Here is a 12,229-nt window from a genome sequence, read left to right as displayed (position 1 = left end):
GCACTTTTTCTATCTTTTGGAAAAGTTTTTCAGGTATGAAGCCTGCTGACTGAAATTATGAGTAAACTGATCATTCTTGACCGCGACGGAGTCATCAATAAAGACTCCGATCACTACATTCGTTCGGTGGCTGAGTGGATTCCTCTACCAGGCAGTATTGAAGCCATCGCCAGACTGAGCAGGGCAGGGTATTCCATTGCCATTGCAACCAACCAGTCAGGCCTTGCCAGAGGTTACTTTACTCAAGAAACCCTTGAGGCCATGCATCAGAAAATGCTGGATCTGTTAGCCTTGGAAGGAGGCAAGATAGATTGTATTCGATACTGCCCCCATGGCCCTGACGATCAATGTCGCTGCAGAAAGCCTTTGCCTGGCATGATTGAACAGATCGAAGAAGCCCTGAACATACCCGCATCATCTGCCTGGGTGGTCGGGGATTCTCTCAGAGACCTTCAGGCAGGGCAGGCAATGGGGTGCAATGTAGCTCTGGTGAAAACCGGCAAGGGTGTCAGAACGATGAATAAAGGGGAAGGCCTCCATAATGTACCAGTATTTGAAGACCTGGCTGCATTTACCCGCTTTATTCTCGAACCGTCACAGGTCAGTATTCAAGGATAAACAAGATAGGTTTTAAATGACATTCGTCGTTCAATATATAAGAACAGCGTTATTTTATTTTCTGCTGGCCACCTTCACCGTTTTCTGGTCCATTTTACTGTTTTTTGCTATTCCTTTTGTTCCTGTTAATAGACGCCACAAATTATTGGTGAAGTACTGGGCGATGATGGCTATGGGACTGGCCAGATTTATCTGTGGGATAAAGTATGAAGTGCACGGGAAGGAAAATATTCCTGATACACCCTGTGTCATGATCAGTAATCACCAGAGCACCTGGGAAACCTTTTTCCTGCAGATGCTTTTCAGTCCTCAGGCTCCGGTTCTTAAAAAAGAGTTATTTAAGATTCCATTCTTTGGCTGGGCAATCAGACTCATTAAACCGATCGCTATTAATCGCGATGACCCCAGGGCCGCATTAAATGATGTAGTAGAGCAGGGTACTGATGCCTTACACAACGGTCGTTGGGTTCTTATTTTTCCGGAAGGAACCCGCAACCCTAATGGTCAGTTAGGCAAATTTTCAAGAGGTGGTGTCAATCTGGCAAGAAAGGCCGGGGTTAATGTACTACCCATTGCCCATAATGCTGCTGCTTGCTGGCCTATGAACAGCTTTCTGAAAAAGCCCGGTACCATTCAGCTTCATATAGGAACGGTCATAGAAACCACAGACAGGACGGCGCTGGAGATTAATAATGAGGCTCGGAACTGGATTGCCAATACACTCGACAACATGAACGGGAAATCGAAACAGGTTTAAACAAAAACATCATTCATCACCGGGTATAGGGTAACAGGTGATGAATGATTTAGAGCCTTATCAAATGAGTATCAGGCAGCCATGTGTTTTTCAATCAATTGAATTATGATATGAATGACTTTGATGTGAATTTCCTGAATCCGATCTGCATAACCAAAGTGGGGCACCCGGATTTCTATATCCGCCAGACCGTCCATTTTCCCACCATCCTTACCCGTCAGAAGAATCACTTTCATCCCTTTTTTTCGGGCTGCTTCAATCGCTTTTAAAATATTGCCAGAGTTACCACTGGTACTGAGCCCGAACAGTACATCACCTTCAAAGCCTACACCTTCAAGATAACGTGAGAATACATAGTCATAACCGTAATCGTTGGAGACACAGGACAAGTGACTGACATCAGAGATAGCAATGGCCGGGTAGGCAGGGCGGTTATCACGATAGCGACCAGTCAACTCTTCAGCAAAGTGCATGGCATCGCAATGGGAGCCTCCGTTACCACAGGAGATAACCTTTCCACCCTGCTTAAAGGATTCCGCCAACAGGCTCGCCGCACGGTCTATGGCATCAATACAGGTTTCATCATTGAGAAAACGCTCCAGAACCTGCTGGGCTTCTTCGAGTTCTGCACGAATTACTGAATGGTTCATGGCTATCAACTGTCGAATCAGAGGCCTAAAGTATACTGCTGATACATTAACGGCGCAGCATAACTTTATTTGCCCGGAAGAGGATTAATAGATTGGGCTCAGAGCCACTTTTCATGGCCCCCTGAGACCCTGTGAGGATGAGGTATTAAATGTCGAGATTAGCCACGTTCAACGCATTAGACTCAATAAAGTCTCTTCGAGGCTCAACCTGATCACCCATCAATGTATTGAAGATCTGGTCAGCTGCAATAGCATCTTCAATGGTCACCTTCAGCATTCTTCTTACTTCCGGATCCATGGTGGTTTCCCAAAGCTGTTCGGGATTCATCTCACCCAGACCCTTATAGCGCTGAATGTTGTGGCGTTTGGTCGATTCAGTCATCAGCCATTCCAGACCTTCCTCAAAGCTTTCTATCGCTTTTTTGCGCTCACCTTTCTGGATGAATGCGGTCTCTTCCAGCAAGCCTTGTAGCTTGGCTCCCAGGGCTTTGATAGAGCCGTAGTCTCCGGAACCAAAGAAGTCGACATTCCAGATATATTCAGTTGGCACACCGTGAGAAATGATAGTGACCTTGGGCAACCACACCTGATGCTCACGGTCTTCAAACAGCTCAAAGCTCATCTCACGACCAGCCAGCTTCAGCTCCTGAATGCGAGTATTCAGGGTATCCAGCCAGGACTGCATTTTTGTCTGGTCTTTCAAGTCTTCCTGGGAAACTGCATCCAGATAAATCATCTCTTTCATGATTTCAGAAGGGTAAATGCGAGACAGACGCTCAATGGTTGCAATGACTTTTCTGTATTCTTTTACCAGAGATTCCAGAGCTTCATCACCAATACCCGGTGCATTTTCATTGACATGCAGTGTGGCATTTTCCAGTGCAGACTGGGTTAAATAGTCATCCAGTGCAATATCGTCTTTCAGGTATTGCTCCTGTTTGCCTTTCTTCACTTTATAGAGAGGCGGCTGAGCAATATAGACATAGCCATTTTCAATCAATTCTGGCATCTGACGGAAGAAGAATGTCAATAGCAGGGTTCGAATGTGAGAGCCGTCAACATCAGCATCGGTCATGATGATGATGTTGTGGTAGCGCAGTTTCTCAATATTGAACTCTGTGCGACCAATGCCACACCCCATTGCGGTAATCAGGGTACCAACCTCCTGGGAGGAAAGCATTTTGTCAAAGCGTGCTTTTTCAACGTTCAGGATCTTACCTTTCAGTGGCAGGATGGCTTGTGTTTTCCGGTTTCGACCTTGTTTGGCAGAGCCCCCCGCAGAGTCACCCTCCACTATGTAAAGTTCGGAGAGAGCAGGGTCTTTTTCCTGACAGTCAGCCAACTTTCCGGGCAGTCCAGCTATGTCCAGAGCGCCTTTCCTGCGGGTCATTTCACGGGCCTTACGGGCGGCTTCACGGGCTCTGGCTGCATCCAGCATCTTGTTTACAACCGCTCGGGCTTCTTGTGGGTTTTCCATCAGATAGTCCGCAAGATAACTGCTCATCTCCTGCTCAACAGCTGTTTTCACTTCAGAAGAAACCAGCTTGTCCTTGGTCTGGGATGAGAATTTGGGGTCTGGAACCTTGACCGAAATAATCGCTGTGAGACCTTCACGAGCATCATCACCGGAAGTGGAAACTTTCTGGTTTTTAGCAAAACCTTCGCGCTCAATGTAGCTGTTCAGGTTTCGGGTCAGGGCGGCTCTGAAGCCGGCAAGGTGGGTACCACCATCTCGCTGAGGAATGTTATTGGTGAAGCAAAAAATGTTTTCCTGAAAGCCATCATTCCACTGCAATGCCACCTCTACACCAATGCCATCTTCCCTTGTTTTTGTGAAGTGGAAGACCTTGTTGATATTGGTCTTATTGGTATTCAGATATTCAACGAATGCACTCAGACCACCGTCATAACGGAACTGATCTTCTTTACCTGTACGCTCATCAATCAAGCGGATAAAAACACCAGAGTTCAGGAAAGAGAGCTCTCTCAGTCTTTTTGCCAGAATGTCATAGCTGAACTGAATATTGGAGAAAGTCTCCTCAGAAGGTACAAAATGAACCTCTGTACCGCTCTTTTCAGTCTCTCCTATCACCTTCATAGATTCCTGTGGAACACCGTGAGAATAGACCTGCTGATGAACCTGACCATTCCTGCGAATGGTTAACTTGAGCTCTTTGGAAAGGGCGTTTACCACGGAAACACCAACACCGTGCAGACCACCAGAGACCTTATAGGTGTTGTCATCAAACTTACCGCCGGCATGGAGTACCGTCATGATCACTTCTGCGGCGGAGACACCTTCTTCTTCGTGGATATCTACAGGGATTCCCCGACCGTTATCACGAACGGTAATGGATTCATCCGGATGGATAATGACGGCAATTTCATCACAGAAGCCTGCCAAGGCCTCATCGATCGAGTTGTCTACCACCTCAAAAACCATGTGGTGAAGGCCGGTACCATCATCGGTATCACCAATGTACATGCCCGGGCGCTTACGAACTGCATCCAGACCTTTCAGCACTTTAATATTGGACGCATCGTAATTTTGTTCACTCATACTCTTTCTCCAGCGATTCAGTCTGGCGAATCTCACGCCCAGATTCCAAGTTCACAGATCCCTGTTTCACGTGAAACACTTTCAGATTGATTTCAGGCTCCCAGCAATCCACCAGTGCGCCCGGCTCTACGCAGGTAATAAATACCTGACTCTGCATATTCTGTAATATCTTGCACATAGCTTTTCTGTGGGGAGCGTCTAGCTCTGAAGGTAAATCATCCACAAGAAAAACACACTGGCTACGGGTCATTTTTGAAAAGAGATAACCTTGTGCCAGCTTTAACGCACAAACGACTAATTTCAGCTGACCACGAGAAAGAATATCAACGGCATTACTTCCTTCCAGACGCACCCTTATATCTGCTCGTTGTGGCCCTGATTGTGTGTATCCGGTCTGAGAATCACGAACTGTATTTTCTTTTAACACCTCAGCCAGACGTCGTTCTCTGTCCCAACCCCGGTAATAACTTATCTTGATATCACCCAGCGAGGTCAGCTGGTTTAGAACATCCTGAAAAACGGGTGTCAGTTGATCAAAGTATTGCTGTCTGAGTTGATCTACAGCCTCAGCCGCTTTTACCAGTTCCTCATCCCAGACAGACAGCTGAGATGAGTAGGATGAACCCGTTATTTTACCATGCCGAAGCAAACTGTTCCGCTGTTTAAGCACTTTTTGAGTTCGCTTCCAAAGAGGTAAGAATTCACGGTGTTTCACGTGAAACACCCCCCAATCAAGAAACTGTCTTCTTTGCTTGGGTGAACCTTCCAAAAGTTTGAAAGTGTCGGGATTAATAATTTGTAAAGGTAGAAGTCTGGCCAACTCGGACGTTGACTTAAGCGTTTCACCCGCGACCCGAATTTGAAAATTCTCTTCTTCCATATCTCGGGAAACGCCAACCGGTATCAGTCGGTCATTATTGGATTGAATTTGCGCAAATACCGTGCACTTACCCTTTTTATGACGAATGACCGGCTTAAGTCTGGCACTTCGAAAAGATCGAGCCAAACCCAAGAGATGAATAGACTCAAGAATACTGGTTTTTCCACTGCCATTAAGACCGTAGAGAATATTGATATCCGGGGAAGGGGAGAAGGTAGCGGATGCCAGATTCCTGACATCCTTAATCATCAGCTTGTGAATTGTCATCGGCTTGAACAAACCTCAGAGATGAGACTTTTCACAACGGCTTTCAATGATAAGAGGGCCTTTTTTTCTGAAAAGACCCAGAACACTAAAAAGGCCTTCAATGATGGTAAAAACACCTTCATTAAAGTCTCATAGGCATAACAACATAACTGGAATCACTGGCGTCAGACTCTTCCAGCAGGGCACTGCTATTAGGATCAGAAAGGGTAATCTTCACGGATTCACCTGAGATAACAGACAACACATCCAGCAAGTAACTGACGTTGAAGCCCATCTCCAGAGTTTCACCGTGGTATGCCAGACTGATTTCTTCTTCCGCTTCTTCCTGCTCAGGGTTATTTGCTATCACCTTTAGCAAGCCATCGGAAAGTATCAGGCGAATACCACGATACTTTTCATTGGAAAGAATGGAAGCACGTTGGAAAGCCTGACGAAGCTCCTGACGATCTCCAATAATAATCTTGTCACCACCACGGGGAATAACACGGTCATAATCCGGGAACTTCCCATCCACCAGCTTGGAGGTGAACATAAAGTCTCCGGTTTTCGCTCTGATATGGTTGGCGCCCAAAGTAATATGAACCATCTCGTCTCCTTCTGTCAGAAGACGGGCCATCTCCATAATCCCCTTACGCGGGACTATAACCTGGTGACGGTCTTGCTGATTAATATCAGCATCAACGGTACACATAGCCAGACGATGGCCATCAGTAGCAACAAAACGCAGCGTATTCTGGCTGACTTCTATCAGCATACCATTCAGATAGTAACGAACGTCCTGTTGCGCCATGGCAAAGCCAGAACGATCAATCAATCGGCGCAAACGGCTCTGACCAATGGTAAAGGTCATTGAACCCGGTTCTTCGTCAATACTTGGGAATTCATTGGCGGGCAAAGTCGACAAAGTAAAACGAGAACGGCCTGCTTTCAGTTTGACTCGTTGATCATCCTGAGAAAACTCAATCAAAGCGTTTTCCGGAAGAGACTTACAGATATCCATCAGCTTCCTGGCTGGAACGGTAATTTCTCCGCCCTCAGAGACCTCATCCAGTGTCACTCTACCGACCAGTTCTACTTCCAGGTCAGTACCTGTCAGAGAGAGTTGATCACCGTCCACCACCATCAGGACGTTGGACAATACAGGTAGAGTCTGTCTGCGCTCAACAACACCCGCCACCAGTTGAAGTGGCTTGAGCAATGCTTCCCGATTAATGGTAAATTTCATCGCTTTCCTTTCTCTTGGCTATCTGGAAGTAAGTCACAATGACCTTCTTCCTGAATTCATTAAATATCTGCTGGCTGAATCAAAATCAGCTAGTCAGAGATCTCAAAAGATTTTTGTAATCATCACGGATTTCACCGTCTTCATCCACCAGCTCTTTCACTTTACGGCAGGCATGAAGCACAGTGGTATGATCTCGTCCGCCGTAGGCGTCACCAATTTCAGGCAGACTGTGACTGGTCAGCTCCTTGGAAAGAGCCATTGCAATCTGTCTGGGCCGAGCCACAGAACGACTACGACGTTTAGATAGAATATCAGCTACCTTGATCTTGTAATACTCAGCCACCGTTCTTTGAATATTATCGATACTGACCTGCTTATCCTGCAAGGCAAGCAGATCCTTCAGGGACTCCCTGATGAGATCAATATCAATCTTGCGCCCCATAAAATGAGCACTGGCAATCACCCGTTTCAGAGCGCCTTCCAGCTCACGAACATTGGATCGAATTCGCTGGGCAATAAAGAAAGCCGCTTCATGGGGTAAATCAACTTTTTGCTGCTCTGCCTTCTTCATTAATATGGCTACTCGGGTTTCAAGCTCGGGAGGCTCCACTGCGACCGTCAGGCCCCAGCCAAATCGGGACTTTAATCGTTCCTCCACACCACTGATTTCCTTGGGGTAACGATCACAGGTCAGAATCATTTGCTGTCCCCCCTCAAGCAGGGCATTGAAGGTATGAAAAAATTCTTCCTGTGAGCGCTCTTTACCGGCAAAGAACTGGATGTCATCAATCAGCAGGGCATCGACGGAGCGATAGTAGCGTTTAAAGTCATTGATGGCATTTAATTGCAGCGCCTTGACCATGTCGGCAACAAATCGTTCGGAATGCAAATATACGACTCTGGAATTACGATTTTGACGAACCAGAGAATTACCCACGGCATGCATAAGGTGAGTTTTACCCAGGCCTACACCGCCGTATAAAAACAGTGGATTGTATGCAGCTCCCGGGTTTTCAGACACCTGACGGGCTGCTGCAAGTGCCAGCTGATTCGATTTACCTTCAACAAAGGTATCAAAGGTGAAGTGGGCATTCAGGGAACTGTTATGTTTTATTGAACCCTCGACTTCTATTTGTCGTCCGGAAGAAGGTTCTTCTTTCCTGGCAGGATGACTGCTGGCAGTGTCCTCTTTTGCTTTCAGAGGATTGACTTTCTTGGGTATGGCATGGGGCTCAATACTTTCAGACGACACAGGTTTACTAGTAGAAAGGCCCGATGCTTCACTGAGGCTGGACACCAGCTCCCGGGTCACCGCCTTCTTTTCTTCTACGACAGGCTTGGGTTGTTCAGGGCGTACAGGACTGCTGGCAGGCGAAGCACTCCTTCGGCTGAGAGACTGGGGGCGACGGTTCGAGACGGCCAGTGCCACCGCCGGAGCCTGTCCATCAGTCAGTTCATCAAGTATCTCTTCGATGCGCGGCAGAAACTTCTCTTTCACCCAGTCTGCGACAAAACGATTAGGAGCCAGCAGGCAAAGATCGTGTTCATCACCCATGACTTTCAATGGGCGAATCCAGGTATTGAACTGCTGTGAGGACAGTTCATCTTGAAGCAAGTCCACACACTTTTGCCAGAGCTCTAAGGGCACGGGCGCTCTCCTGAAAATGGGTGAAATGGAAGCCGGTCAGCCTGCCTGCTGGACGACTTCGCTAATGGCAGGAAACAGAATCTGTCCAGAAACACCTATTCCTCCACAGCAGAACAGTGCAGATACGCAAGAAGAACAGGCCAAAAAACAGCTTCAATTGTATCCTTTCAGGGAAAAGTTATCCACACCTTAAATTTGTTGAAAGCATGGCCAGAAAATAATCTTTTTACTTAATTATCAACACTCTATAAGCAAAAAGAGACGAAAAAAGAGACAATCAGTGATGAAAAAATAATGTGGAAAAGGCTGTGTTCACAAAGGCTGATGAAGGATGAGTGAGCTGTGAATAAGTATAATGCATCGACGTACTGTGTATAAGGTACCAAATTATACACAGGCTGTGAGCAGGCAGAGAACAGTATAGTCGCTTATTTTCTACACATTCACACACACGAACAAACCCAGAGTACAAAAGGCTTTACAGAACTTATCCACATAAAAAGTGTTGCCTAATATTTATTAAAAAAACAAAACACCATCACTCAAGTACATATGTATTATATGTACTTAATTTTCCAGAATGACTCTCAAAAGATTTTTAATTTATAAATGTCATTTGAAATTAGTGGTGTGTTATTTTTCCCTATATATAAGGGACGTAATTTCCCCTATAAAAATGCACTTTTACGATAACCCTACTTAATATCCGCAAAGAGCTGGCTGCCCTCTAAGGATTGAGCCCTGAGCCCAGGTGGCAAACTCTTGACAAATGCAAATTGACGCTTATCCCTCAATTACTTAGAATGCCCGTCTTTTTGTAAATCGATAAAACGAGTAACGTCATGAAAAGAACATTTCAGCCCAGTAATCTGAAGCGCAAGCGCACTCACGGTTTCCGTGCTCGCATGGCTACCAAGAACGGTCGTGCGGTAATCAACCGTCGCCGTGCCAAAGGTCGCAAGCGTCTGGCTGCCTGATTTGGACTGACAGGTGAGCTTCGCTTTTGGTCGCGATCTGCGACTTTGCTCAGCAGCTGATTTTAAGCAGGTTTTCAACCGTACGGATATCAAGGTCAGTAGTCGCCATTTACTGATACTGGCTTGCCAGAATGAGCTTGACCACCCCCGTCTGGGGTTGGTGATCGCCAAAAAAAATATCCGTAAAGCTACCGGTCGCAATCGAGTCAAACGACACATTCGGGAAACCTTTCGCCTCCATCAGGGGGAACTGGGAAACCTGGATATTGTTGTTCTGGCCAGAAGAGGTCTGGGTGAGCTGGAAAGCTGCGATATCAATAAACTGCTCACCCATCAATGGTTTAAACTGGCCAGACGTCGGAACGAGCAGAAGGTTTCCTGAATGGAGACCATTGCCTGAAACAGGCACTCTATGGGGCTGCGTGACAGTGGAGGTAGAAACTGCCTCCAGTCACTCTTCAGAAAGCCAGTCATACTGTCTCCACTCAAATCAGCCGATGCGTTTCCTGTCTATTCGGCACAGACAGAGTAAAGTCGACATGACCAGACCTGTGATTAATTTTCTCGTGCTTTTGCCCAGACGCTCTGCCATGGGATTGATCAAGGTGTACCGTTACTGCCTGAGCCCTATTATGGGCAGGCATTGTCGCTTTTACCCCAGCTGTTCCAGCTATTCACAGGAAGCTCTCCAACATCATGGTTTTCTGAAAGGCAGTTTTCTGACCTTGAAACGACTGCTGCGTTGCCATCCCTGGCATCCAGGAGGTTATGATCCGGTGCCTGCTCCCTTGGACAAGCAACGCCGGTCATCAGACGATCATATTCATCACCAAGACTCTTTGGCTCGGACATCATGGATCTGCAAAGAACACTCTTGATAGGTGCTATAGCCGTTGTTGGTGTGTTTACACTTCAGCAATGGAATGAAGATTACAATCAGACCCGGCCGGCCAGCGATGCTGTTGTGGCTAATGTCTCCACTTCTCAAAGTGGTTCTGATTTACCCACTATCTCACCATCATCTTCCTCTCCGGAAATTCTGGATGACAAGGTTCAGACTTCTGCTCAACTGATCAACGTTAAAACAGACACACTGAACCTTCAGATTGACCCCGCCGGTGGTGACATTGTCGGACTCAGCCTGCCCAAATACCCAGCCTGGCTGCCTGAAGAAGGCGAAAAAGCTACGCCTTTCCAGCTACTGGTTAACAGGCCCAACTGCACACCGGGTGAAGTGACCTGTGTCTACACTGCCCAAAGCGGCCTGATTGCTACTGATGGTCCCACCAACGATCAGAATCAGAGACCCCTCTACAGCACTGCACAGACCAGTTACACCTTGCCAGCCGGTCAGGACCAGCTGACGGTTAAACTGACTCGCAGCACTGGCGAAGTTCAGGTAACCAAAAGTTATACTTTTAAGCCCGGCTCCTATGAAGTCGTATTGGCTTACGAAATCGCCAACAACAGCGACAAGGAATGGCGTGACACCTTCTATGCTCAGCTGAAGCGGGATGGTTCAGAAGACCCAAGCTCAGTAAACTCCAGCGCCCCCATGAATACCTACCTGGGGGCGGCTGTTCGTTCTATTGATGAGCCATACAGAAAGCTGCCTTTCGATGATTTCCGAAAAGAGCCTTTCAAGGAAAGAGTCGAGGGTGGTTATGCAGCCATTCTTCAGCACTACTTTGTCAGTGCCTGGGTACCCGCTCAGGACAAGCCTCACAATTATTACACTCAGGAATCCCGTAACAATGAATACTATAGGGTGGGTTTCTACAACGACCCTCTGGTAGTCAATCCTGGTGAGAAAGTTGTCACCGGTGCAACGCTTTATGCTGGTCCTAAAGATCAGCCTGCCCTGAAGAATCTGGCGGATGGTCTGCAGCTGACCATGGACTTCGGCATGCTGTGGTTCCTGGCTCAGCCACTGTTCATGTTGCTGCAGTTTATCCATTCTCTGGTAGGCAACTGGGGTTGGGCAATTATCCTGCTGACAGTTTGTGTGAAAGCGGTATTCTATCCACTGAATCAGGCCAGCTTCCGTTCTATGGCTAAAATGCGCAAGCTGGGGCCAAAAATGCAGGAGCTGAAAGAAAGATACGGCGACGATCGCCAGAAGATGTCTCAGGCCATGATGGAGATGTACAAGAAAGAGAAGGTCAATCCAATGGGTGGCTGCCTCCCGATTCTTGTCCAGATGCCAGTATTCATTGCCCTCTACTGGGTGTTGCAGGAGGCTGTAGAGCTGCGTCAGGCACCCTGGCTCGGCTGGATTCAGGATCTGTCCCAGATGGACCCTTACTTCATCCTGCCGTTGATCATGGGTGCTTCCATGTTCGCGCAGCAGATGCTGAACCCGACACCTCCTGACCCTGTTCAGGCTAAAGTGATGAAGTTGATGCCGCTGATTTTTACCATATTCTTCCTGTGGTTCCCGGCAGGTCTGGTACTGTACTGGGTAACCAACAACATTCTGTCGATTATTCAGCAATACATCATTACCAAAAAGATCGAGAAAGAAGGCTCCTGAGTCTGAAAATCTCAAAAAAAACGGACCGCAATGGTCCGTTTTTTTAGATCCATGACGGCCATGGCACCAGCAGCCACCTTAGATTAGACTAATCATTTTTCTCATTTCTCAGCC

General features: G+C 47.1%; 11 protein-coding genes. 6 read left to right on the top strand and 5 right to left on the bottom strand.

Annotated features, from left to right (window positions below; all coding sequences use genetic code 11):
* Nucleotides 1-57 precede the first annotated feature (57 nt).
* A complete protein-coding gene (gene gmhB / locus ACOJUO_RS07300; RefSeq protein ID WP_422136079.1) occupies nt 58-618 on the top strand; it encodes a D-glycero-beta-D-manno-heptose 1,7-bisphosphate 7-phosphatase in 561 nt (186 codons plus the stop codon).
* A 16-nt stretch (nt 619-634) separates the two neighbouring features.
* Nucleotides 635-1,375 carry a lysophospholipid acyltransferase family protein gene (locus ACOJUO_RS07295; protein ID WP_422136078.1) on the top strand — a complete coding sequence of 247 codons (741 nt, stop codon included), beginning with the start codon at nt 635-637 and terminating at the stop codon, nt 1,373-1,375.
* Between the two features lie 71 nt (nt 1,376-1,446).
* On the opposite strand, the gene lpcA is transcribed toward ACOJUO_RS07295, so the two are convergent.
* From lpcA to dnaA, 5 genes are all read right to left on the bottom strand, one after another.
* Nucleotides 1,447-2,025 (bottom strand): D-sedoheptulose 7-phosphate isomerase, encoded by a 579-nt coding sequence (gene lpcA / locus ACOJUO_RS07290; RefSeq protein ID WP_422136077.1) that lies wholly within the window; start codon nt 2,023-2,025, stop codon nt 1,447-1,449.
* Between the two features lie 145 nt (nt 2,026-2,170).
* Nucleotides 2,171-4,585: a DNA topoisomerase (ATP-hydrolyzing) subunit B gene (gyrB, locus tag ACOJUO_RS07285; RefSeq protein ID WP_422136076.1), complete on the bottom strand. Its 2,415-nt coding sequence runs from the start codon at nt 4,583-4,585 to the stop codon at nt 2,171-2,173.
* Nucleotides 4,578-5,732: a DNA replication/repair protein RecF gene (gene recF, locus ACOJUO_RS07280; protein ID WP_422139392.1), complete on the bottom strand. Its 1,155-nt coding sequence runs from the start codon at nt 5,730-5,732 to the stop codon at nt 4,578-4,580. The genes gyrB and recF overlap by 8 nt, the downstream gene beginning before the upstream one ends.
* A gap of 121 nt (nt 5,733-5,853) precedes the next feature.
* Nucleotides 5,854-6,957 carry a DNA polymerase III subunit beta gene (dnaN, locus tag ACOJUO_RS07275; RefSeq protein ID WP_422136074.1) on the bottom strand — a complete coding sequence of 368 codons (1,104 nt, stop codon included), beginning with the start codon at nt 6,955-6,957 and terminating at the stop codon, nt 5,854-5,856.
* An 85-nt stretch (nt 6,958-7,042) separates the two neighbouring features.
* Nucleotides 7,043-8,605 carry a chromosomal replication initiator protein DnaA gene (gene dnaA, locus ACOJUO_RS07270; protein WP_422139391.1) on the bottom strand — a complete coding sequence of 521 codons (1,563 nt, stop codon included), beginning with the start codon at nt 8,603-8,605 and terminating at the stop codon, nt 7,043-7,045.
* An 842-nt stretch (nt 8,606-9,447) separates the two neighbouring features.
* Here dnaA and rpmH point away from each other — a divergent pair.
* The 4 genes from rpmH to yidC all read left to right on the top strand — a co-directional run bounded on the left by rpmH (nt 9,448) and on the right by yidC (nt 12,115).
* The gene (rpmH, locus tag ACOJUO_RS07265; RefSeq protein WP_252177766.1) at nt 9,448-9,582 is read left to right on the top strand and encodes a 50S ribosomal protein L34; all 135 of its coding nucleotides are present in this window, start codon (nt 9,448-9,450) and stop codon (nt 9,580-9,582) included.
* A 13-nt stretch (nt 9,583-9,595) separates the two neighbouring features.
* A complete protein-coding gene (gene rnpA, locus ACOJUO_RS07260) occupies nt 9,596-9,964 on the top strand; it encodes a ribonuclease P protein component (protein ID WP_422136072.1) in 369 nt (122 codons plus the stop codon).
* A 115-nt stretch (nt 9,965-10,079) separates the two neighbouring features.
* The gene (gene yidD / locus ACOJUO_RS07255) at nt 10,080-10,460 is read left to right on the top strand and encodes a membrane protein insertion efficiency factor YidD (RefSeq protein WP_422137051.1); all 381 of its coding nucleotides are present in this window, start codon (nt 10,080-10,082) and stop codon (nt 10,458-10,460) included.
* A complete protein-coding gene (gene yidC, locus ACOJUO_RS07250) occupies nt 10,436-12,115 on the top strand; it encodes a membrane protein insertase YidC (RefSeq protein WP_422139390.1) in 1,680 nt (559 codons plus the stop codon). The genes yidD and yidC overlap by 25 nt, the downstream gene beginning before the upstream one ends.
* Nucleotides 12,116-12,229 lie beyond the last annotated feature (114 nt).

Origin of the sequence: Endozoicomonas sp. ALC020 (genome assembly GCF_049275935.1) — a bacterium.
In the GTDB taxonomy this organism is placed as follows: Bacteria; Pseudomonadota; Gammaproteobacteria; order Pseudomonadales; family Endozoicomonadaceae; genus Endozoicomonas_A.
This window is presented reverse-complemented; position numbering and strand designations above follow the sequence as displayed.